We start from the raw sequence: 22,985 nt of genomic DNA, 5'->3' as shown, positions 1-22,985 counted from the left end.
CTTGTCTGTGTCAATCTACTATTTACCCTTACTCACGCATTTATTAAAAATGCACCACGTAAAAACCTCATACGCACTCCTGCTTTGCCCGTTTGAACAAAAAGCACGTGAAGCGGGACTGCGATCTGAGCACTCCGCTTTGTTTTAACAACACAACCAATGGTATGATTGCCAACTCGAAATAATGGATTTCGAACATAGATAGCCTTCGCTAAACACATGCTATCTATCTATAAAACAGAGGTTATAGCGAAACCCTCTATAAAAAACTAAGGAAAACCAAGATGCATCCTCATCGAGCCATCGTCGTTTTTAGCGGCGGGCAAGACAGCACGACTTGTCTATTCTGGGCAAAGCAACAATTTAAAGAGGTCATTGCACTGACCTTTGACTACGGCCAACGTCATCACAACGAAATCACACACGCTCAAGCTATCGCAGCCGATTTAGGGGTAGAGTGGTTACCATTTAAACTTGATCTGTTTGCCGGTTTAACCAAAAACGCCTTGACCAACCCCGATCAGAGCATTGAAGCCAATGAGGGCGAAGTCCCTTCCACCTTTGTGCCTGGTCGTAATCATCTATTTTTCTCTATCGCCGCTCTAGTCGCCTACCAACGAGAGGCCAAGCATATTATTGTGGGCGTCAGTGAAACTGACTTTAGCGGTTATCCTGATTGCCGTGACAACTTTGTCAAATCGCTCAACCTCACCCTCAATTTGGCAATGGATGCCGCATTTGAAATCCACACACCCTTGATGTGGCTGAATAAAAAAGAAGTGTGGGCTTTGTCCGATGAGCTTAATGCTTTTGAGTATGTACAAGAAAAAACCTTAACCTGCTACGAAGGCATTCCTGCAACGGGTTGTGGCACTTGCCCAGCGTGTGAGTTACGCCATAACGGCCTAACCGCATACCTTAACGAACGTCAGGGGAAATAAATGTTGCAACAGTTTTACCCTACCCCCGCCCATGACTACCGTTACGAGCTGAACAAAGACATGCACTTTGCAGCAGCGCACTTTCTTCCCAATGAGAATGCCGGCATCTGTCAGCGCCTTCATGGTCATACGTATTTTGCGAACATCACCATTGTCGGAGAAGAGCTTGATGAGTGCGGTTTTTTAGTTAATTTTCAAACCCTAAAAAAGCTTGTACATGGCGTGTATGACCATAGCTTGTTAAACGACCATGCTGATTTTAAAGACCTGCCGCCCTCTACGGAAATAGTGGCAGAGGCCACTTGGCGACGCATCCAAACCTATTTGGATCAAACCCCTAATAAACCCCGCTGCATTCAAGTCCTCGTTCGAGAAACGCCCACCAGCTATGTGCGTTATATCCCCCACACCAAGGATTTTGCATGAGCCTTCCTGTGTTAGAAATCTTTGGCCCTACGGTCCAAGGAGAAGGCATGGTCATTGGACGCAAAACATGCTTTGTACGGCTAGCAGGCTGTGATTACCAATGCAGCTGGTGTGACTCCAAATTCACTTGGGACGGTTCAACAAAAGCCACAGCCATGAGTGCTGAAGCAATTTTGGCAACACTGCAACAATTACACAATGACCAAGTCGATCATATTACGATTAGTGGTGGTAACCCAGCTTTGCATAAAGAGCTGTCTGCCTTGGTAGCTTTACTGCAAACCCATGGTTTTACGGTAGCCATCGAGACGCAAGGCTCTAAATGGAATGATGCGTTGTTACTGATGGACGAAATCACATTGTCACCCAAACCTCCATCCAGTGGCATGGACACAGATTTCGCCCTTTTAAGCCTTATTATCGATAAACTCCGTGGCCGCAATGTTTCCCTGAAAATCGTCATCTTCAATGAAACGGATCTGCATTATGCTACGGACATTCATAAGCGTTACCCTGAATTGCCTTTGTTTTTACAAGTCGGTAATGACAAAACCGATGATCCAGATGAACACACCATGGCTAGTTACTTATTGCGTAAATACAGTGAGCTGGTCGAGCAAGTTATGCAATCACAACAATTAAAAAACGTTCGTGTCCTCCCCCAGCTGCATGCTTTGCTGTGGGGAAATAGACGTGGGGTTTAGCGTTTCTAATTAATTATTCTCTATATAGGCCAGCGCTGTGCGCATGGCCTGAAAAGCCACCTCTCGTTGCTGCATATAGACGTTGTAAACCGCATCCTCGCTGAGTACTCCGCAAGCTACGCCAGCTAGCTTGCCCTCCTCATACGCTTGTCTATCTTCATACCATTGAGTACTGCCATAATACGCCATCAACTCTGCAAACTGGGGCTGCAGCGCCTCCCAATTCGCCACCACTTGTTTTAAAGCCTCTGATAACTCGTGGGCCTGATTCAAGATGGCTTCCTGTTTTTTAATACGCTCATGTAAATGCATAGTGATAAGGTGGTTGGCTTAGCAATAAATAATAAATGAACAGAACCCAGAGCGTGCCAATACGCCCAAGCTAAAATCTTGAATAAACTAGCAATACGCTTGGGCGTGTTGGCTCGTATCAGGTTTTTTTAGGGTAAGAACCTAACACTCGAATCTCTTTATTAGTATCAAGATAACTCTTCAGTGCTCCGACTTGGGCATGCCCCTCTACCTCGATTAAATACCGATGACCATCAATGGTCTTTAAATCAGGGCGCTCATAAATAGTGAGAATAGTGACATCACTCTCCAGCATCCCTTTCATCAACGCTGAAAACTGGTCATCCTTGACCTCGGCTAGCAAAGTTGTCTTGTCATTGCCTGTGGGCGGTGTAGGCTCAAACCCCAAAATCCACCAACGAGTTACATTATGAGGCCCTTCTTCAATGTGATCTCGCAATGAGACAAGCTCATACACCTGACTAGCTATCTTAGGCCCCATAGAGGCAACTTCTAATGAGTCCCCCTCTGAGACCTCTTTGGCGGCAGCCCCACCTGAGGCAGCATTAATTCGCTCCGCGTTGGGCATTTCCTTATCCATCCAAGGCTTGACCTCAGAATGAGCGACCGGATGAGCTAAAACACGCTTAATATCCTCAAACTTTGCACCAGGCTTAGCAAGTAAATCATAAGAGAGCATTTTAGGATACTCACCCATAATCACTGCACCCTTTAGCTCTAACACATCATCCATATAAGGCGTAACACCGACCACAGAAGTGGTCACAGGAAGTATAAGGACATCAATCTCTCGATTATTAAACGCAGAAATCCATTCCTCTCGAGTCATCCCCAACAGCTCTTGGTCTGCCCCATACAAATCGGCACTAGCTTGATGTGACCAAGCCCCCTCTGGTCCTAAATAGGCTATTTTTTTGTTTTCGGCAAACACATTACCACCAACAGTCAACGAAGCCGTAAGCAATACGGTAGTTGCCAGACTTTTAAAAGGATTACTACCATTACCTAAACTCAGCATAGATTGTCTCTCTAATATGTTTTTATGACTTTTATACTAATTGTCATTTGATCAAAATAAACATCTTTCACCGATCTTTCACCGTAGACTGAATTTAAGACCTCAGCCACACCAAAAATTTTACTCCCCATAGTCATCAATTCAAGCGTGGTAGAAGACGCTTTAAAGGCAGTACAGCCTTGGGCTCTACACGGCCGTTGTAAACGTCTATGCTTATTACTTTATAAAGCCGCACTCCAATAAACAATCACGCAAGAGCGTTAATTTAAACAAAATTATTGTGCGTTGTTGTGTATTGTTGTGTGTTATTAGACAATAAACAGCGCAGAGATCATTAAGCAAATTAAGGCAGATGGCTGGTATTTAGTACATACCGTAGGCTCACACCATCAGTTCAAGCACCCAACCAAAAAAGGCAAGGTCACCATTCCACACCCAAAAAAGGATTTGCCCAAACCTACCGTTCGCAGCATTTTTAAACAAGCAGGCCTCTAGTAGGCTAGGAGGACTTCACTATGTTTTACCCTATTTACGTTTACGCTGAAGAGGGCTACGCCTATAGCGCTACCTTCCCTGATATTCCCGGCTGTTTTACTGCTGCAGATGAAATTAAAGATTTACCAAAAGCAGCCCAAGAAGCCGTTGAGGCTCATTTCGGCGCGGATACTGATCCTATCCCTGTTGCTAGTACCCCCGATACATGGCTAAACCATGAGGACTACCAAGACGGCGGATTCTGGATGATGGTAGACATCGACCTAAACAAAGTTCGATCTCGCTCTGTCCGTCTTAACATTAGCTTGCCAGAAGGATTGGTTCACCGTATCGATGCCGCTGCCAAACAACGTGGCCAAAGCCGATCTGCTTTCTTAGCTTCTGCTGCTGAACATGAAATGGCTGGTGCCTAGATGCAAAAAAGCCCCGCATGTGCGGGCTATTTTGAGCGGGTGCTATCTGCCCATCTCCAATCTATCGATTTCTGTATCGCTTTGCCATGCTTAATGTGAACTGCATGTATCACTTTTCCATTTATACTCACCGCCTGCCTCTCTAACGTACTGTTACCAAAAGGCTAAGCACCCTTTGAGCCGGAGCTTGTCACCGTGCGGGCCGGAAAAATCATGCTGGAAGAAGTAAAGACTTGTTTCCAACGAATCGCTAACCGTGTTGCTCAAGGTGGTCACCACATCCCTACCCCTGTTATTCAAAGACGCTTTAAATCCGGACTGAAGCTATTTCATAGTGACTACAAAAAAGCGGTTAACTCTTGGATGTTGTATGATAACTCTAGCGACCAAATGATCTTGTTAGCTAACGGAGAAAACCCATGAGTCTACCGTTTAACAACTTCGCCCAATTTAAAGCAGCCGTTTCTGATGCTTTGATTCGTGCCGCCCAACTCGCTCGTGAAGACGCCATCAAAACCAACACCGGTATCGTCATAAAGAAAAATGGGAAAATTGTAGAAATCTCGGCAGCCGAACTAAAGCAACAAGCGTTAGCGGTGAAAAAACATCATCTAGCTGAACAAGATAACAAACAATAAAAAGGCCGCGGTTAGGCGGTTTTATGTAAACGCGCAGTAATACAACGGCAAATATATCAACGTTTCATTGGCAGCTTTTGTTGGCGGTGCTATCATTTGTTACTTTTCAGCCGTACTATTTGCCGGTCGATTCCGTGACAAACTCTTTCAAACAGCGCCACTGGAAAATCATTAGGTAACCGCTGTCCCAGTCTGTCTAACGACTTCTTTAATTGAGTCGGCACGTCTTCTAGTAGCTGCTCTGTAAGCGCCTCTCCTAAATACTTCGTTCCTATCTCCAACCAGTGGCGTCGATAAATAGTGAATAGATGGTAATGCGTATTCTTTGTTCTCAAGGCCATTGCCATCTTCATATCCCGAAAGTGAAGTTGTTGAGCGCCTTTTCCCTCCCAAGGCCAGGCAGAGAGCACATCATAAAGAGGAGCTAAGCGAAATGCGCCTCTTGGGCCAATCTCAAGGCTGAAATTCTTCGCATGTCCGTCAATGGCAGCCATTAACCAAAAAACCAGCAAACTTTTAAAAAAGGTCTTCTGGTCTGCTTGGGAATGACTGGAGGACTCTAAGAGTCTCATAATGGACTCAATGCCGGGCCCACCATCCGACTCATATTTAAGATGAGACGGTAAACCATGTGCTTGTAATATATCCTCATGAGGGATTCGCATCCACCACCCCTTGTCATTCCAACGACGGTCAAAACGCTCCACTACCAGCACCTTCTGGTCTTCAAACAAAGCCATCTCTACATTCGCCACAGGTAAACCCAGCTCTTTGAGTAGGTGCATACAGAGCCATTCATTTTCAACCGAATGGCTGAGGTCATAGCGATGGTTACCGACTAGGCCTAAAGGCAGTTTAATAATGTGCGTGGTTGGGGTCGCATTTTCTGGTAAGCACCATTGGCCCTCGTGAAATAGGAGGGCTGTTTTCTCCTGCGCTCCAGCAAGCGAAAAACGAAACTCACTTTCAAATAAGGCGTCAGAGCCCGTACGTAATGTTCGACGAAGATAGTCGGCCACCTGAGCCTCAGAAAGCGGGCGGGCATCGACTTGAAAGACATTCGATGGCTCAAGCCCTACAGGCAATAACTGTACTGCCCCTGCCGCATCCCTACCAATTTTCTCCAATAAACTAAAGGCATCAGTTGAAGTGGCTCGAAACCGTGCTGCCATCTTGCTTAGAATCGTTGGGTTGTCTGGTAGTAAGTTTTCAAAATAATGTGTAACCACATCACCGGAAATTTGCGCTTCAGTTGATGTAAAGGGCAAAGACAAGGATAAAGGACGCCCTGCGGTGCTCTTTACCCAGACGTCGTCATAACGCAATACCGCAGGCAAACGCCCTGCGCGCTGCCATTCTCCCACATAAAACCCATTCATCCAGATAGCTAAAGCGCTCATCACCACTCCGTCTGTGGCCGTGTGGCCTCTAGATACTCATCAGTTACTACTGATACTTTGGCGTCTAAAACGTTCAACACATGATGCAACCGCGCCCAAGATAAGTTGTCCGCGTTCACCTCCATTCTAGACACCGCTTGCTGAGAGACGTTAAGCCTTTTGGCCAAGTCAGCCTGTGTCCAGCCTTTACGTTTGCGTAAGGAGCGCAACATCAAGGCTAAATGATTGGTGGTTAGTAGCGTAATGGGCGGTGTGGGAGTAGAACTCATTTTTACTCGCTTTAGGTTGTTATTATGAAATACTCGCTTTAGGTTGTAAATGTATTTTACTCGCTTTAGGTTGTTATGGCGAAGTACCCTATAAAGTACCTTCATTGGTTAAGCTACTATGAGACATACACCCTATATGATAACGCGGAACACACGCCGTTATTACCGGACTGGAAAGAATACCAATGAGAGCGACTGTACTAAAACAATCAAAAGACTCCTTCATCTTTCAGACTTTTGATGCGTTTAGACGCACCGCAAATCTAGCTCGTGAAGACGCCATCAAAACCAACACCGGTATCGTCATAAAGAAAAATGGGAAAATTGTAGAAATCTCAGTTGCAGAATTAAAACAAGAAGCCGTATTTTCAAAGAAACGCGAAACCAAATAAAGTAATTACACTTAACGGGTTTATCCAACTAGCTATCCTTTCTTACAGCACACCAAAAAAACAGCTCAAACACCTCTGAGCCCTAGCTCGTTTCGATTCAGTTTGAGTCTTTCTGATGGCACTCACGCCAAATCGTTTGAGGGCTTTACATGGGTGCTAAACGTCTACATTTTTTTCAGCGCTCAAAGTGTTGCCCAATAAAAAACCGCCTTGCCCTGCACTATGCAAGAAATAGCTATAGATTTAACAGTCGGTTGATGTTGTTTTTATTCTTGATTGGGCATTTTGACCTAGTGCGCGGCGTGCGGTTTCGAAGAAAACGCCGATCGAGTCGGCACGATCAAGGTTCAGGATACGCTTTTCCTATACCACTCTTGGGGTTGCTAATAGCAGAGTATAAGCAGCACGCCACACCTTTAACGATCCTTTTCACCTAAGCTCTGAGTTTGATCATCGTGGCTTTTGATTTTGAACTGAGACAGAACCTCTAATTGTTGAGTAATTCTTTTTTGTACATCTTTATTTTCTAAATTAAGGGATACAGAACCGTTTTCATGATAAAGAAGTGCCCCACATTCTTGTTCTTTTCGGTTTAAGCTAGGAGTCAACTTTGAGAACACTCGATCTGCCAAATTAGCTAAAAAGACAGACATATCAACCTCCTATGAACAATTAACGTAATGACTAATACGACACCACCATCTACGAACCGATTTCAAACCGCCCCCGTAAACACCATGCATCACAAAGTCTTTTCACAAGTAAACCGGATCTGCTCGGCATAACTATCAGGCATCCTCAGAGGGAATGGGAAGCCCTGTCAGTAAAGAGTTCTCATTACTCGTTCAGGTAAGTCTGCATCGTACGCTGCACCATCTATTTCCGCATGGCTTAGTGCCTCTAATATAGCCCCCGTGCTTGGTAATGAGCTTCGGTCAATGTGCAGATCACTATCCCAGAGTTGAGACCTGACGACCGCCCTAGAGCACTGAAAAAAAACACGTTCTACTTTGATAGTCAACACCGACAAAGGGGCTTTGCCGTTAACAACAAACCGCTGCATTAACCCTGGATCGGTAGTTATTTTAGCCTTACCATTTACTCGTAATGTTTCACCTACGCCAGGTATCAAAAAAATTAGCGCCACTCTAGGGTCATGAATAATATTGCGCAGACTATCAATGCGGTTATTGCCGCGGCGGTCTGGAAGCAATAGCGTTTTATCATCATAAACGTGCACAAACCCTGCTTGGTCACCTCTAGGAGATGCATCCAGCCCGTCAGGACCGTTAGTAGCTAGCACAGCAAATGGTGACACCTCCACCAGCGCTTTGTAATACGGGTGTATGTAGTTGACCTCTTTTTTAATTGAGGATTTAGAGGGCAAGCCATAAATAGCCTCAAGCGTCTTAGCATCTGTTATTTGATGAGCCACACCTATTTCAGTCAACGTCATACTCCTTACCAAAGTTGTCACACACAAAATTAACCCTAAGCCGTCAATAGCTAGTAATAGTTAAAAATACCATTATGTACCTATTGCACAAAAATCCTATCATGGCATCTCATATTCTAAACCCCTACTGTGACAGCTGAATGTTTTGATTCGAGCGCCCAGACTAACACTGCCTATTCGGCGATATACGCCACGGATCCCTTGTAGTTACAGATCGTACTCACAAAGTCACAAAGAGGACGGCACCCGTGCCGTACACATACCCCCTGACATGCCATTTGATTTCCATGACATGCCCTTTCCTGACAAGACGTTTTAGTATGTGACACTCGACAAGCTCAGCGACAACTCGGCCACACTTCCGTCACCATGACTGAGCACTATGTCAGAAGCCGTCGGGACGATAAGGTGGGTCCAACCCGATAAAATGCAGAGCAAGAAAACAAAAAAAGCCACCCGTTAAGGTGGCTTTGTCTTACGCACAATGAAAAAAGCCCCGCGTTTTTCAACGAGGGGCTTTTAAGTATTCTTGGTGGCTCATCCCTGATTCGAACAGGGGACCTGCGGATTATGATTCCGTCGCTCTAACCTGCTGAGCTAATGAGCCAAGACCTGTAATATAGCGCGGTTTTAAAATTAGTGCAAGTTTTTTTACTAATTTTGAATTTAATTGATATGGATCTGGGCGTCTTGGATAAGCTGCTGAAAGCGCTGTAAGTCCGTGGCTATGATCTGATTAAATTCCCGTGCTGAAGTACGAGACGAAGTATAACCCAAAGTTTTTAAATTGTCTTGGATATTTTTATTTTGCATAACCTGATCCAGTGCGGCGTGTAATTGCTCTAACTCCTCGGCCGGGGTGTGGCTAGATGCTAACAGTCCGTGCCATTGGTTGATGTCAAACGCAAAGCCTTTGCTTTCTTGAAGGCTGGGCACGTTGGGCAACACGGGGCTGCGCTGCTCAGAGGTCACGGCCAAGGGGCGCAACTGACCGGCTTCGATCAGTCCCATTGCGCTGGATACTGTGACGATGGCGGTGTCGACTTGGCCGGACATCACATCGGTTAATGCGGGACCGCATCCACGATACGCCACGTGCAATAGTTTGGTTTTGGTTTTTTGTTGGAATAGCTCGCCAGCTAAGTGCTGCGGGGTGCCGTTGCCGCACGATGCGTAGCTAAGCTGTTTACTGTCGATCGCACCCAGCTGATCTACAGTGACCGAGCTGGTTGGGGCCGTAACCCATACCGACGGTACCCAGGCTACGTTCATGATGCCGGTTAAATCTTGTATGGGATCAAAGCCCAACTCGTTAAACACACTAGGGTTAATAGCATATGAGCTGTTTACCATCAGCAGCATATGGCCGTCGGTGGCGTTATCTACCACATGACGAGCGCCTACTACGCCGCTGGCACCGGGACGGTTTTCTACTATCACTGGGCGTTGCCAGTATTGCTCCAGCTCTGCACCAAGGCGTCGTGCGAGTAAGTCGGTGCCTCCTCCGGGGGGAAAGGTCACAACGATGGTCACGGGCCGCTGCGGGAAAGCATCAGTGGTTTTGGTGTGCAGAGCTTGGCTTACCGAGGCCAGCACGATTAAACCTGTCAGAAAAAGCAGGGATACCCAATAAATAACGCGTTTTTTCATGATGGCCTCCTAAGGCACCACATCAAGACCCACATCTAAAATGGGGGCACTGTGTGTAATCCAACCTACGGCAATGGTGTTCACCCCAGTGGCTGCTACCGCGGCAATAGTGTCAGGGGTGATGCCACCGCTAGCTTCCGTCAAAGCTTTACCTTGGCAACGCTGTACCGCTTCACGCAAGGTAGCCAGATCCATGTTGTCCAGCAACACCAGATCCACACCCAACGCTAACGCTTCGTCTAGTTGCGTTAGGGTATCGACCTCAACTTGAATTTTTACCAACTGCCCCACTCCGGCTCGCGCTCGCTCTACGGCTGTGCTTAAACTGCCTGCAATTGCGACGTGGTTATCTTTAATTAGCACTGCATCATCCAAACCAAAGCGGTGATTCATACCACCGCCTAAACGCACGGCGTATTTTTCTACGGCGCGTAATAAGGGGGTGGTTTTGCGTGTGCAGGTAATACGGCATGCATGGGGCTGTACACGTGCCACCAAGTCCGCGGTGGCGGTGGCTATACCACTTAGGTGACACACAAAATTCAAGGCGGTACGCTCTGCGCTTAATAAAGCATGTGCTTTACCTCGGATACGAGCCAAGCGTGTGCCTGCTTGTACTGCAGTACCGTCGGCTTGCAGCACCTCAAAGTACGCATCGGCATCCAATGCCTGAAAGGCCAATCGAGCCAACTCTAAACCTGCTACAACCCCAGCTTCCCGCGCCACCATGAACAGTTCTGTCGTCACGTCCTCTGGAATAATGGCAGCACTGGTTAAATCACCGGCTCGACCTAAATCTTCACGTAAGGTTTGTTCCACTAATGGCTGCAAAATAAGTGTGGGTAAAGCGAACTGTTGCACGGCGCTGGATCCTTTATGCTCAAATGGAGTATTAATTAGGCAAATAAAAGAGCGAAGAAACACGCGCCTTTATTTATACTTATTTTGAGTATAAAGCATTTAGCAGTCTTATATAAGATATATTTTTGTAATAGGTCTTAACGGGCTTGACGAGCTAAAGGTAAAGTCGTGCCTGCAATGGCACGCTCGGCAATCACATCTTTTTTAAAGTGAAACAGTTTAGCTGGGCGTCCCGCCGTGCCAACCGTTGATAACCCAGTCTCTTCGACTAGATTTTGTTGCTCGACCAGACGACGAAAATTTTGCTTATGTAGCGCCCGCCCTGCAATGGCTTCGACGGTTTTTTGTAATTGCAGCAAGGTAAAGGACTCGGGCATCAGCTCGAACATAACCGGACGGTATTTAATTTTGGCGCGCAAACGAGCCATACCCGTCGCTAAAATACGACGGTGATCATAGCGCATGGCTAAACCATAGACCGGATCAGCGGCGTCCAACTCGTCGCTGAGTGGCTCACGCGTTGCCTCGGGCACCAAACCAGCCTCGTACAGCAGCTCGTAGCGCTGCAGCACCATGTCCTCGCTCCACATAAAACCGTCTAGACCAAACGCATACACCAGACGTTGCCAACGTGTGGTCTCAAGCTCGGGATCAGAAGCAGCCCACGCACGCAATGCAGGTAAGATCACCGCATCTAAGCTAGTAGGCATCCCATCGCGCCAATCCTCCCAAGGAAAATAACGGTACCAGTCCTGCCAGCCCACCCCGCTTTCCTGGGCAGCCACATCCTCGATAGTGAGTGCTAAATAACTAACAGAAATCACGCGCTCGCCCGAGGCGTAAAAACGCCCTTTGTCGGCAAAGGTATAGAGCTGTTCCACATAACCCAACTTGTGGTGGGTTTGCTCCTCTACCCATTGGCGCAAGCCATTTTGTAACGACCGGTGCGAATGCTGCAACGGACCTGCAGGCAAAGCACGTGCGCAATGGGTGGTTAACACACGCGGCTGCTCTCCGGTTACCGCGACCAACACCGCAACTAACTCTGCCGATAACATGGCGTCATGCATTGTCATACAACTCACTTAATAAAATATAGCCTTGGCATTATATACGCGGCGTGCATATCGTTTGCGCAAAATCATAAGACGCCCATTGCATTTATTTTACAATTCAACCAACCGAATAGATAAAAACACCACAAGCGCTGTTACTATTGTTAAGATTAGCTAACCTTTGCTACAAATGGCATAATTTGATCACAGACCTTCCACCTACTTTGACCTTAGCCCCAAGAGCAGCATGAGAAAAAATTTCCCTATTACTACGATTGAGCATACGCTTCGCCACGATCAATATTTGATCTCTAAAACCGACCTAAAAGGGCGCATCACCTATGCGAACCCGGCTTTTGTAGAAATTAGCGGCTTCGAGCGCGAAGAGCTTTTGGGAAAAGCACATAACATAGTACGTCATCCCCACATCCCCCCTTCTGTGTTTAAAGACATGTGGGATACGCTCCAGGCAGGCAAACCATGGACAGGTATAGTCAAAAACCGTCGCAAAGACGGGGGCTTTTATTGGGTGCATGCTTTAGTCTGCCCCATTATAGAAAGTGATAACGTCACTGGGTATGCATCGGTACGGGTGCGCCCCACCGACGAGCAAATCAAAGCAGCCGAAGCCTTATACGAAAAAATAAATAACAGCACCTTACATGGCTACACGCTGCACGAGGGCAATGTGGTGCCTACAGGCTGGCGTCGGGTGATGTCGTGGGTCAAACTACCTTTTAAACGCACGTTTTCTTTTAGCATGCTGCGCATGGTCAGTCTCAATGCTGCCGCAACCCTGACCATGGCGTATTTTGCATTCACCGGTGGCATCCCTAGCGAACATATACCTTGGGCATTGGGTGGGCTAGCAGCACTGCTTGCCGTGGTGTACGCCTACGGCTTTAAAATCGCCAAAGGCATGACCAAACCCGTAGAAAACGCTGCCCTCATGGCTCAACAAATTGCCGCTGGCAACCTCTTGCTTGACATCGATACCGCTAACCACGAGGGCCACCATGAAACCGGTAAACTCTATTTCTGCCTAGACTTAATGCGCAAAGGGCTAACAGCAATAGCGACTGACACCCACACGGGCATCCAAGCCTCCCAAGACGTTGCTCGCGAAATTAACAGCAACAACACCTTGCTTTCTACTCGCACCCAAAATCAGGCCGACTCCTTACAACAAACCGCAGCCAGCATGGAAGAGCTCACCATCACGGTGCAACAAAACGCAGAAAACGCCCGTCAAGCCACGCAACTTGCGCAACAAAGCATGGGTATCGCTCAACAAGGGGGCTCGGCTGTGCAGCAGTTGGTGGATACCATGCAGCTTATTCATCTTAGCTCAAAGAAAATCGCCGATATTGTGGAACTGATCGAAGGCATTGCGTTTCAGACCAATATCTTGGCCTTAAACGCCGCGGTGGAGTCAGCTCGCGCAGGCGAAGCAGGTCGTGGTTTTGCCGTGGTGGCGGGCGAGGTACGCAGCTTAGCACAGCGCTCGTCCCAAGCTGCGGGTGAAATCAAAGTCTTAATCGAGGAGTCTGTTTCATGCATGGATACCGGTGCCCAACAAGCTGAACACGCAGGCAACACCATGCAAGACATTGTCAATGCGGTACAACAAGTCAATGACATCATCGGTGAAATCTCGGTGGCTTCCGAGGAACAGGCCACTGGCCTACACCAAATTCATGTTGCGGTATCCCAAATCGATGACTTCACCCAACAAAACTCGGCCTTGGTCAACAACCTAGGTACCACCGTAGGCGAACTGGCATTTCAAGCTGAAATACTAGACCAAGCCATACGGGTGCTTAACACAGGGCACTCACCACGCTTGGTCGATATAGAAAAAGCCAAAGCCCTGCCCACCCGTTCAGTAGCCGCTCTACCCCACTAAATAAACCACCTGTTGCCCTGCCACGTCTTCACCCTTGGGCAACAGTTAACCCCACCCAACATGTAACCAATTCATTCATTTTCGCATTTTTCGCTACCATTAAACACAAACAGTAATAAACAGAACCCTCTAGTGATATATTGGTAACCTCAGCTTGTAACCTTTTACCTGTCAGTACGCCTAGACGTAAATATAACCAAAGATTATTAAAAATGTGTTGTGGGGGTTCATAATGCGAAAAAATTTTCCAATCAATAATACCGAAATAAAAGTCCAACCCGACCAGTACCTAATCTCCAAAACCGACTTAAAAGGTCGCATCACCTACGCCAACCCAGCCTTTATAGAGATCAGCGGCTTTGATCAGGACGAACTAATAGGCAAAGCCCACAATGTAGTACGCCACCCCGACATGCCACCCGAGGCGTTTGCCGACTTATGGCAGACGCTAAAAGATGGCAAACCCTGGCTGGGCTTGGTCAAAAACCGCCGCAAAGACGGCGGTTTTTATTGGGTTCAGGCACTGGTGTGCCCCATTATAGAAAACGACCACATCACAGGTTATTCCTCGGTACGCGTGCGGCCTACCGAACAGCAAGTACAGGAAACCAGCGCCGCTTACGACAAGCTCAACCAAAAGGCTCTACATGGCTATACGCTGCGCCAAGGCCAGTTAGTGCGCACAGGGTGGCGCAAACACCTTGAACAGTTAAGCGCCCCTTTCCAAAACACCTTGGCGGCAGCCACTTTTCGTTTGGTGCTATTAAGCTTACTTAGCTTGGCATTCTGTTTTTATTTGGCCTTTATCGACAATGACCTAGTCACACGCTGGGATGCCACGTGGCTAATGAGCTTAACAGGTGTCTTGGGTATTATTATTTGCGTATTGGGCTGGCGCTTAGCCAAACAAGCCACCTCGCCTCTGATTAAAGCATCCCAAGTGGCACAGCAAATTGCCGCGGGCAATTTAATGGTGGATACCGACCACTTAGAAACCCAACACAGCGGCCACAGCCAAAAACTATTTTTTATTCTATCCATCATGCGCAAAGGGCTTAGCGCCATTGCAGGGGACACCCATCAAGGCATTCAGGCCTCGCTGCATGTTGCCCACCACCTGCATCAAAACAATGAGCTGCTTGCCACCCGCACTCAAGACCAAGCTGTTTTTCTAGAACAAACCGCTGCCAGCATGGAAGAACTAACCACCACCGTACAACAAAACGCAGACAACGCGCAGGAAGCCTCGCATCTGGCCGAACGCAGCATGCACATTGCTCAACAAGGCGGCCAAGTTGTCAACCAACTGGTGGCTGCCATGCAAGACATACACCAACGCTCAAAACAAATCGCTGACATTATTAACGTCATTGATGGCATAGCCTTTCAAACAAATATTTTAGCGCTTAACGCTGCTGTGGAATCAGCCCGCGCTGGCGAAGCAGGCCGAGGCTTTGCTGTAGTGGCTGGCGAGGTGCGCAGCCTAGCACAACGCTCTGCCCAAGCCGCTAGTGAAATTAAAACCCTAATTGATGCATCGGTTGAGCACGTGGCATCGGGCGCACGCCAAGCCGAACAAGCCGGCACCACCATGCACGATGTGGTCGATGCAGTCGATCAGGTCAATCAAATTATTCACGATATTGCCAGCGCCTCTACCGAGCAAGCCACAGGCCTACAACAAATTCATCGCGCCATGGAACAAATGGACGGTGTCACCCAACAAAACAACCAGCTAGTCAGCGAGCTAGGCCGTACCGTAGATCAACTGTCTGCTCATGCACAAGACCTAGACCAAGCGATCCGCGTCTTAAACACCAACGCCACCCATAGCCCAGCGCAACCACAAGCAACTCGCCACCCTGCACTTTTAACTGCAAGCACCCAGCCTAGCTAAAACATCCCTTTTAACCAGCAGCAATACAGGTAATCCCTCTTTTAATCACAAAAGAGGGATTTTTTTGACCCGCATCAACCGCCCCTGCCGTAACTTGCCACTAAAGTCCAGTTGCACTCCCACCAACATTACGTATCGTTACAATAGAGAGAGACAATGTAATCAACTTATTACGAACCTTTAGAGAACGATGCGCATAAATACACCTATTACCCCAGAGCAAGTTGAAGTTCCTAAAAACCACTACTTAATTTCTAAAACCGATTTAAAAGGTCGTATTACCTACGTCAACCCACTGTTTGAACAAATCAGTGGCTTTAGCGTAGATGAGCTAGTAGGCCAATCACACAACATCGTGCGTCATCCCCACATGCCTCCCAGCGTGTACAGAGACATGTGGCAACGCATCAACAAAGGCCAACAATGGCAAGGCATTATTAAAAATCGCTGTAAAAACGGAGCCTTTTATTGGGTACATGCACGTATTATTCCCATTATTGAAGACGGCCAACACACGGGGTTTGCATCGATACGGGTGCGCGCCTCAGAACAACAAATCCGCGCAGCCGAACAACGCTACGCCCCCTTTAAAGAAAACCCCAACCACGACACTGTTGTAAAAAATCGCCCCCTTGCTGAACGACTAAAACAAGCACGGCATTTGTTTTTTGGGAATAATTACCGCTCCCATTTGCTGCGCTTTACTAGTTTATTTAGCGCTCTGGTTATGGGAGCGTATTACGCAGGCACCCACTACAGCACCACACCCGGCATTCTTGCTGGATTAGGTCTGGCATTAATTGCCTTATTGGCGTATGGCTGGAACATCACCCAGAAACTGCTACACACCCTAGCAGAAAGCACTCACATCGCGCAGCAAATAGCCATTGGCAACCTAAACACCCGCGTTGACTACCGCCGCACCGTGTTTGAATCGCGCCAACTGTATTTCTTTTTAGAGCACATGCGCGGCAGTTTACGCAGTGTGATTACAGATAGCTCGCGCGCCGTTCATGCGTCGCGCCGCGTGGCAGCAGAACTATATCAAAGCAGTGACCACCTAGCCCAACGCACCAATGAACAGCTTAGCGCTCTGCACCAAACCCAAGAACGCAGCCTAGCACTTAGCCAACTGGTTGCCACCAGTGTGGACCAAGCCCAAGAAGCCAGCACATTAGCGACCTCTACCCAACAGGCCGCGAACCAAGGCGGCCAAGACGTACAGGCCGTGGTGCACACCATGCAAGATCTGCATCAGAAATCACGGCAAATCGCAGACATCACCACGGTCATCGAGGGCATTGCGTTTCAGACGAATATTTTGGCATTAAACGCCGCCGTGGAATCCGCCCGTGCAGGCGAAGCCGGCCGCGGCTTTGCCGTAGTCGCCAACGAAGTACGCAACTTGGCCCTACGCAGCACCCAGGCGGCCCAAGAAATCAAAAGCCTGCTGGAAGACAACCAACACCAAATCCAAACAGGTGTACAACAAGCGGAACAAGCCGGCCACAGCATGCAGCATATCCTGCACGCCATCCAAAACGTTCAACGCACTATACAGACCATCAATCAAAGTAACCTCAACCAAGAGCACGGCCTGAATGAGCTGCAAACCGCTTTAAAAAACCTAGAAGACCTGAGTCAACAAAACCACACCCTAGTCGCCACCCTCCATCGTACCGTGAGTGACCTCGGGCAGCAAAACCAAAATATGCATCATGCGATTGCGGCGTTGGGGGCTTAGGGATTATTTGAAGTGGATGATTTGAGGCGGATGATTTAGAGGTAGATAGCGGGGCTGTGGTAGTTGTGGGTTCGCTAGGAGTGCTGCTTGCTTCACTTCGTTACGCTGCGCCGTGGTTAACCGAATTAACCCATCCGCAATCACGTTATTTTTTGAGCATGCTTTGGCTGGTAGTAAGAACAGCTCTGGCTAATACTAAATACCGTACAGGCCAGACGAATGCTCACTTTTTAGCACTACGGTCTGGTGGGGGAGTTACCATTTCAGCGTCGGGTTTCGTATCTCTGATGTGCTCTCCTACATGGCTTTAAACTCAACCCTACTCATACTCTACTAACTAAAATGTGCATATAACAGTGTTTAGTTAGTAAAGCTACGAACTGTGATACGGCAGGCTCTTGTGTATAGTTTTATGTAGATTTAGGTTTTTTTAGCAATCTGTTTTCTATTCCCAAGTTATGGCTATTCATTTACTAAGCCTGCGCGAGGTGCATGCGGCCAAAAGTCGATCTAGCACTTATACGTTAAGAGATGGGGGGAGTCTTTATCTCTATGTCACACCAGCGGGCAATAAACTATGGCGCTATCGCTATCGACTAGGTGGTACGTCCTATGTGTATTCCATAGGTAAATTTCCCGAGGTATCTTTAGACGATGCGCGCCAGGAACGCAGTTGGGCGCAGCAGTTAGTTAAACAGGGCATGCACCCTTTAGCTCAGAAAAAGTCACGCTTACTGTTGCAAATAGCACAAAGTCAACAAACCTTTGCGCGGGTAGCTCAAAGCTGGTTACAAAACAACTCCGACTGGAGCTCTAGCTATAAAGCTCAGGTTACTGCTTATTTGCAGCGGGATATATTACCGGTAATTGGTCAGTTACCCATTAACTCTATTTCTGTAGCGCATTTACGCACTTTGATTTCTGCCGTGGCAGAACGTGGTCCACATGCGGCCTTGGCGGTGCGGTTATGGCTAAGCCAAGTTTTTTGTTATGGGGCCCAGCACGGTCTGTGTGACCAAGACCCCGCCGCCTTATTACGCCGTTTTATCAAGCCCCCAGCTACCCGCCACAACCCGTCATTATCATGGCAAGAGATTGCGGCGTTTGACAGGGCCCTAACGCAATGGGAGCAAGGTCATGAGCTAACTCGAGTGGCTTTACGTTTACTAGCGTTAACCTTTGTGCGCACTATCGAGCTACGGCGTGCTACGTGGGATCAAATTGATTTTAAAAATGCGCTTTGGTCTATTCCTGCGCAAAATATGAAAATGCGCCGCCCGCATTTGGTGCCCTTGTCCACACAAAGCCTTCAGCTTTTACAACAATTACAACAAAAAACAGGGCAACAACCCTATTTATTTCCCAATGCGCGTCAACCTGAGCGCATGATGGGGTCGACTACCTTGAACCATGCCATTAATGCCTTGGGTTTTCAGGGGCGTTTTTCTGCACATGGGTTTAGATCCACGGCCACAACCCTGTTTGGACTACTAAGCTACCCTGAAAATCGGGTGGACTTACAGCTCGCTCATCGCAAACGAGATGGCTCCAGAGCCCCTTACGACCACACCAAATACGTCAGCTCTAGACGCATTTTGATGCAGGACTGGGCTGATATTTGGGACGCATTAGCACACGGCACCACTATACAGAGCATTACCGATGAGTTCGGCCCCTTATCCCCACGGCGAGAGCAGCTGTTACGTGTGACAGAACGAGAACACTAAGTTTTGTTGAGCCGCGCTCTAAACTTTCCTATGACGTTGCCGTAACTCAAACCAGAGATCAACAGCAATCTGTTTTTCCGACTACCACACTCATTTTGTAACAGGTTCAACGACAGCCTAAAGTTTATTTAACTCCTGTCGTTACTAGAAACAACTCAACAAATTACCCACGACATTCTCTAAGGAGTCAACATGTCTGTTATTAACACTAACGTATTAGCGTTAACCTCACAAAACAACCTCTCTAAATCCCAAAACGCTTTGGGTACAGCCATTGAGCGCTTGTCCTCTGGCCTACGCATTAACAGCGCCAAAGACGATGCCGCAGGGCAAGCCATTGCGAACCGTTTTACTGCCAACATCAAGGGTCTAACGCAAGCGACTCGTAACGCCAACGATGGGATTTCCGTTGCACAGACCACAGAAGGCGCGCTGAATGAAATCAACAACAACTTACAGCGTATTCGCGAGTTAAGTGTTCAGGCGGCTAATGGTTCTAACTCTGACTCCGATCTCAAGTCTATTCAGGACGAAATCGGGCAACGTCTAGCTGAGATTGATCGCGTTTCCGAACAAACGCAGTTTAACGGCGTAAAAGTTTTAGCTAGCGATAATGCACTGAAAATCCAGGTTGGTGCAAATGACAACCAAACGATTTCCGTCAATTTGAAAAAAATTGATGCTCAGTCACTTGGCTTGAAAGAGTTCAGCATTGACGGTGCTCGTCAAGCTACTATAGGTGATTTGCGCGCGCAAGGTGCTACCGGCTTTGATAAGTATGAAGGAGCAACCGTAGCAGGCGCCGATGCTGGTGAAGCAGTTCGTGTAGATTTGGACAGCGGGAAAATCACAACGGCTGTCACTGTTGGCAGTGATACAACACAAGAAAATATCTATGTTGATGCGACTGATGGAAGCTTAACGACAAATAAAACAGTTGCTAATGCCTCAATTGGTGACTTTGGTAACGCCACCAATGATATTGATACCGCGATTGGTCTAGAAAAAGGTGATACCTTTGAGCTAAATGGTGTTGAGTTCACTGTTGATACAGCTTTTGTTCGTGGAGTAAATGCAGATGGTTCTAACCCAGCAATCTCAGCGCAAGGTTCTGCGTACGCAATGATTGATGGCGAAAAGGTTACATTAACTCTTACTGGAGCTAACAGCGATGACGAAGAGCTAAGCATTAGCAAGGACATCTACAGATCCGAGATTGATGGCTCTCTCACGTTGAGCGATACCTCTGCTAATCGTCTTGCTAAGATGGCTGATTTGGACTTGCAGGGTGCCGAAAAATCAGGCAGCGAGCTAAAATTAGGTGGTGCAACTTACACAGCTAATGCTGATGGCAGTAAAATCACATTCAACCAGGGTGGTACTGAGGTAACTGCCTTCATCTCCCGTACTGAAGCCGGCAATGTGAAGATTATTTCCGAGGCTGCCGCTGCTGCCGAGAAGGCAACTGATGATCCATTGAAGACCTTAGATGATGCGCTCTCCATGGTCGACGCACTACGCTCGGAGCTCGGTGCCGTTCAAAACCGCTTCGAGTCCACCATTGCTAACCTAAGCAACACCGTCACCAACCTGTCTGCCGCCCGTAGCCGTATTGAAGACGCCGACTACGCTGTCGAAGTCTCCAACATGACACGCGCGCAAATCTTGCAGCAAGCCGGTACCTCCGTGTTGGCTCAGGCCAACCAAGTACCACAAGGTGTGTTGTCACTCTTGCGTTAAGACTTGGCTTAAAGGACGGGGAACCGTCCTTGTGCAAGGCAAAAGCCGCCCTCTCTTTGTGAGCAGACCCCAAGAAGTTGGATATTCATCCAGACTTTTTGGGGTTTTTTTAATGATTAAATATAGTGCTGAACCCAAGTTAACAACGATTCACGTTGCACATCAGCGTGAGAAAAAAACGTGTTTAATTATTAAGCTGGGGTATATCTGCCCATTAAGTATGGCTGCTGAACATCGCTCAGCTCTCACGCAGTACCTTTTATTATCCTGCAGCCAAACAGACTCTAGCTGATCCAATAGTCTCATTAAAGTCAAAAATTAATGCACTGCACACCACCAGCATAAGAGATGATACGGCTGCCGCTTTGTTGCGGCGACCCCACGCTAGTCTGGCGACAAGATGGGTCATAAGCAATGCAGCGACTTATGCAGCAATTAAGTTTGAAATCTATCACAAAAATTAAAAATACCGCTCTCATCGAGGACAGGAGAGTTGTATGGTGCCTCATTTACCACAACATCAATCTACAATTATTCAGTCTAATTAAAAGTGAGCTACAGACATGACGGAGCCTAACTTGGCGAAAGAAAGGCTGTACTTATTACCAATGATGGGTTTATGCAATAGGGAGATTATGGCGCAAAAATGAATCGACGCCTTTAGTTTTAACTCATGATCTAGGGGCTGGAAAAAGCCAAGAAGCGAGGTAAAGCAGCCATTCACGGTTATCTTAACCGCCACAATCATGAACGCACTAAACTGAAAAAAGGCTGAGTCCGGTGCAGTACCGGACTCAGCCCTTAATCACTTTATGAACTAGGCCATCCTGCTATTGGCGGTAAGCTCAAAAGGCAATTTTCTTTTTATCAAAGAGCACCGTGTGGCGCTCTCCAGTAAAAAATTAACGCAAGAGTGACAACACACCTTGTGGTACTTGGTTCGCCTGAGCCAACACGGAGGTACCGGCTTGTTGCAAGATTTGCGCGCGTGTCATGTTGGAAACTTCGACGGCGTAGTCGGCGTCTTCAATGCGGCTGCGGGCAGCGGAGAGGTTGGTTATAGTGTTATTCAGATTCGTTACAGTAGACTCAAAGCGGTTCTGGATGGCACCTAGGTCGCTTCGAGCAGTGTCCACCATGGAAATGGCCTTATCGATTACTTTTAGTAAACCATCCTCAACCGCAGCTACTGTAGCATCGTCATCTGTAGCTTCTGCATAACTATCATCAAGAATACCAACACTCGCTGTGGCCCCGACAGAGGCATCAGTAATATCTGCTAAACCATCCGTACCCTCGAAAAGAGTTTTGGAGTTGATTTCCGCAAGTTTAATAGTAATAACTTCGCTGTCTTTCGCACCAACCTGAATATTGATTTCATTATCTGCAGTATTCAATACGTTGACGCCGTTAAATTGAGTTTCTTTAGAGATACGGTTGATTTCTTGAACACGAGCAACAATTTCGTTATTAATAGAAACTAAATCATCGCCAGAGTTAGTGCCGTTATAGGCCTGAACTGTCAACTCACGCACACGTTGTAAGTTGTTGTTGATTTCATTTAACGCACCTTCTGTGGTTTGTGCAATAGAAATACCATCGTTCGCGTTACGAGCGGCTTGTGTCAAGCCTTTAATATTCGCAGTAAAGCGGTTGGCAATGGCTTGACCAGCAGCGTCGTCTTTGGCGCTGTTAATGCGTAGGCCAGAGGACAAACGCTCGATCGCTGTGCCTAGTGCACTTTGGGATTTGTTAAGGTTGTTTTGTGAGGTTAACGCTAATACGTTAGTGTTAAAAACAGTCTTGTCGATTTTTCATGAAAAAGAGCGAATATAAGCAGGTATTTCACTCATAAGCCAGACGTTCATGGCAATGGTTTACTTCATCGTCAGGGTGCGTGTATATAAAAGTGTAGATGAAAAAATACCAAATCTCGCAGCT

At 47.4% G+C, this 22,985-nt stretch carries 23 protein-coding genes and 1 tRNA gene; 13 read left to right on the top strand and 11 right to left on the bottom strand.

Annotation, left to right across the window (positions count from 1 at the left end; genetic code table 11):
• Positions 1 to 284 precede the first annotated feature (284 nt).
• From queC to queE, 3 genes are read left to right on the top strand one after another with little or no spacing between them, the layout of a single operon-like run.
• Complete coding sequence (queC, locus tag ACBP46_RS04700; RefSeq protein WP_371015587.1) at positions 285 to 941, top strand: 7-cyano-7-deazaguanine synthase QueC; 657 nt, start codon at positions 285 to 287, stop codon at positions 939 to 941.
• A complete protein-coding gene (locus ACBP46_RS04695) occupies positions 942 to 1,367 on the top strand; it encodes a 6-pyruvoyl trahydropterin synthase family protein (RefSeq protein ID WP_371015586.1) in 426 nt (141 codons plus the stop codon).
• Entirely contained in the window at positions 1,364 to 2,071 is a 708-nt protein-coding gene (gene queE, locus ACBP46_RS04690) for a 7-carboxy-7-deazaguanine synthase QueE (RefSeq protein WP_371015585.1), read from the top strand. The genes ACBP46_RS04695 and queE overlap by 4 nt, the downstream gene beginning before the upstream one ends.
• 9 nt (positions 2,072 to 2,080) lie before the next feature.
• On the opposite strand, the gene ACBP46_RS04685 is transcribed toward queE, so the two are convergent.
• Both ACBP46_RS04685 and ACBP46_RS04680 read right to left on the bottom strand, forming a co-directional pair.
• The gene (locus ACBP46_RS04685) at positions 2,081 to 2,383 is read right to left on the bottom strand and encodes a DUF4298 domain-containing protein (protein ID WP_371015584.1); all 303 of its coding nucleotides are present in this window, start codon (positions 2,381 to 2,383) and stop codon (positions 2,081 to 2,083) included.
• A 118-nt stretch (positions 2,384 to 2,501) separates the two neighbouring features.
• Positions 2,502 to 3,401, bottom strand: coding sequence for a prephenate dehydratase (locus ACBP46_RS04680; RefSeq protein ID WP_371015583.1), 900 nt, complete (start codon positions 3,399 to 3,401; stop codon positions 2,502 to 2,504).
• Positions 3,402 to 3,716: 315 nt separating this feature from the next.
• On the opposite strand from ACBP46_RS04680, the gene ACBP46_RS04675 reads away from it, so the two are divergent.
• From ACBP46_RS04675 to ACBP46_RS04660, 4 genes are all read left to right on the top strand, one after another.
• Positions 3,717 to 3,896, top strand: coding sequence for a type II toxin-antitoxin system HicA family toxin (locus tag ACBP46_RS04675; protein ID WP_371016049.1), 180 nt, complete (start codon positions 3,717 to 3,719; stop codon positions 3,894 to 3,896).
• A 20-nt stretch (positions 3,897 to 3,916) separates the two neighbouring features.
• Positions 3,917 to 4,309: a type II toxin-antitoxin system HicB family antitoxin gene (locus ACBP46_RS04670; RefSeq protein WP_371015582.1), complete on the top strand. Its 393-nt coding sequence runs from the start codon at positions 3,917 to 3,919 to the stop codon at positions 4,307 to 4,309.
• Positions 4,310 to 4,522: 213 nt separating this feature from the next.
• A complete protein-coding gene (locus ACBP46_RS04665; protein ID WP_371015581.1) occupies positions 4,523 to 4,732 on the top strand; it encodes a hypothetical protein in 210 nt (69 codons plus the stop codon).
• The gene (locus ACBP46_RS04660; RefSeq protein ID WP_371015580.1) at positions 4,729 to 4,947 is read left to right on the top strand and encodes a hypothetical protein; all 219 of its coding nucleotides are present in this window, start codon (positions 4,729 to 4,731) and stop codon (positions 4,945 to 4,947) included. The genes ACBP46_RS04665 and ACBP46_RS04660 overlap by 4 nt, the downstream gene beginning before the upstream one ends.
• A 92-nt stretch (positions 4,948 to 5,039) precedes the next feature.
• Here ACBP46_RS04660 and ACBP46_RS04655 read toward each other — a convergent pair whose 3' ends face one another.
• A complete protein-coding gene (locus ACBP46_RS04655; RefSeq protein ID WP_371015579.1) occupies positions 5,040 to 6,347 on the bottom strand; it encodes a type II toxin-antitoxin system HipA family toxin in 1,308 nt (435 codons plus the stop codon).
• Positions 6,347 to 6,616 (bottom strand): helix-turn-helix domain-containing protein, encoded by a 270-nt coding sequence (locus tag ACBP46_RS04650; protein WP_371015578.1) that lies wholly within the window; start codon positions 6,614 to 6,616, stop codon positions 6,347 to 6,349. Before ACBP46_RS04650 ends, ACBP46_RS04655 begins: the two co-directional genes overlap by 1 nt.
• A 185-nt stretch (positions 6,617 to 6,801) precedes the next feature.
• Between ACBP46_RS04650 and ACBP46_RS04645 the strand changes: the two genes are divergently transcribed.
• Positions 6,802 to 7,008 (top strand): hypothetical protein, encoded by a 207-nt coding sequence (locus tag ACBP46_RS04645; RefSeq protein WP_371015577.1) that lies wholly within the window; start codon positions 6,802 to 6,804, stop codon positions 7,006 to 7,008.
• Between the two features lie 416 nt (positions 7,009 to 7,424).
• Here the strand turns inward: ACBP46_RS04645 and ACBP46_RS04640 are convergent, their stop codons facing one another.
• The 6 genes from ACBP46_RS04640 to ACBP46_RS04615 form a co-directional block, all read right to left on the bottom strand.
• On the bottom strand, positions 7,425 to 7,661 hold the full coding sequence (locus tag ACBP46_RS04640; protein WP_371015576.1) for a hypothetical protein: 237 nt from the start codon (positions 7,659 to 7,661) through the stop codon (positions 7,425 to 7,427).
• 167 nt (positions 7,662 to 7,828) lie between these two features.
• Positions 7,829 to 8,464, bottom strand: a complete 636-nt coding sequence (locus ACBP46_RS04635) for a pyridoxamine 5'-phosphate oxidase family protein (RefSeq protein ID WP_371015575.1) — start codon at positions 8,462 to 8,464, stop codon at positions 7,829 to 7,831.
• 530 nt (positions 8,465 to 8,994) lie between these two features.
• Positions 8,995 to 9,071: transfer RNA gene (locus tag ACBP46_RS04630), tRNA-Met, on the bottom strand.
• A gap of 59 nt (positions 9,072 to 9,130) precedes the next feature.
• Positions 9,131 to 10,114, bottom strand: coding sequence for a tripartite tricarboxylate transporter substrate binding protein (locus tag ACBP46_RS04625; protein WP_371015574.1), 984 nt, complete (start codon positions 10,112 to 10,114; stop codon positions 9,131 to 9,133).
• A gap of 9 nt (positions 10,115 to 10,123) precedes the next feature.
• Positions 10,124 to 10,975 (bottom strand): carboxylating nicotinate-nucleotide diphosphorylase, encoded by an 852-nt coding sequence (gene nadC, locus ACBP46_RS04620; protein WP_371015573.1) that lies wholly within the window; start codon positions 10,973 to 10,975, stop codon positions 10,124 to 10,126.
• 137 nt (positions 10,976 to 11,112) lie between these two features.
• Entirely contained in the window at positions 11,113 to 12,051 is a 939-nt protein-coding gene (locus tag ACBP46_RS04615) for an NUDIX hydrolase (RefSeq protein WP_371015572.1), read from the bottom strand.
• A 226-nt stretch (positions 12,052 to 12,277) separates the two neighbouring features.
• Here ACBP46_RS04615 and ACBP46_RS04610 point away from each other — a divergent pair, with 226 nt between their 5' ends.
• The 5 genes from ACBP46_RS04610 to ACBP46_RS04590 all read left to right on the top strand — a co-directional run bounded on the left by ACBP46_RS04610 (position 12,278) and on the right by ACBP46_RS04590 (position 21,044).
• Complete coding sequence (locus ACBP46_RS04610; protein ID WP_371015571.1) at positions 12,278 to 13,936, top strand: methyl-accepting chemotaxis protein; 1,659 nt, start codon at positions 12,278 to 12,280, stop codon at positions 13,934 to 13,936.
• A 232-nt stretch (positions 13,937 to 14,168) separates the two neighbouring features.
• Positions 14,169 to 15,833 (top strand): methyl-accepting chemotaxis protein, encoded by a 1,665-nt coding sequence (locus ACBP46_RS04605; protein WP_371015570.1) that lies wholly within the window; start codon positions 14,169 to 14,171, stop codon positions 15,831 to 15,833.
• A 190-nt stretch (positions 15,834 to 16,023) separates the two neighbouring features.
• Positions 16,024 to 17,577: a methyl-accepting chemotaxis protein gene (locus tag ACBP46_RS04600; RefSeq protein ID WP_371015569.1), complete on the top strand. Its 1,554-nt coding sequence runs from the start codon at positions 16,024 to 16,026 to the stop codon at positions 17,575 to 17,577.
• 458 nt (positions 17,578 to 18,035) lie between these two features.
• On the top strand, positions 18,036 to 19,304 hold the full coding sequence (locus tag ACBP46_RS04595) for a tyrosine-type recombinase/integrase (protein ID WP_371015568.1): 1,269 nt from the start codon (positions 18,036 to 18,038) through the stop codon (positions 19,302 to 19,304).
• A 192-nt stretch (positions 19,305 to 19,496) separates the two neighbouring features.
• Positions 19,497 to 21,044, top strand: coding sequence for a flagellin N-terminal helical domain-containing protein (locus tag ACBP46_RS04590; protein WP_371015567.1), 1,548 nt, complete (start codon positions 19,497 to 19,499; stop codon positions 21,042 to 21,044).
• A gap of 902 nt (positions 21,045 to 21,946) precedes the next feature.
• Here ACBP46_RS04590 and ACBP46_RS04585 read toward each other — a convergent pair.
• Positions 21,947 to 22,855, bottom strand: coding sequence for a flagellin N-terminal helical domain-containing protein (locus ACBP46_RS04585; protein WP_371016048.1), 909 nt, complete (start codon positions 22,853 to 22,855; stop codon positions 21,947 to 21,949).
• Positions 22,856 to 22,985 lie beyond the last annotated feature (130 nt).

The sequence above is a fragment of the Paenalcaligenes hominis genome (assembly GCF_041359055.1).
Taxonomy (GTDB): Bacteria; Pseudomonadota; Gammaproteobacteria; order Burkholderiales; family Burkholderiaceae_B; genus Paenalcaligenes; species Paenalcaligenes hominis_A.
The sequence above is the reverse complement of the archived record's forward strand: the minus strand, read 5'-3'. Positions and strand labels throughout refer to the sequence as shown.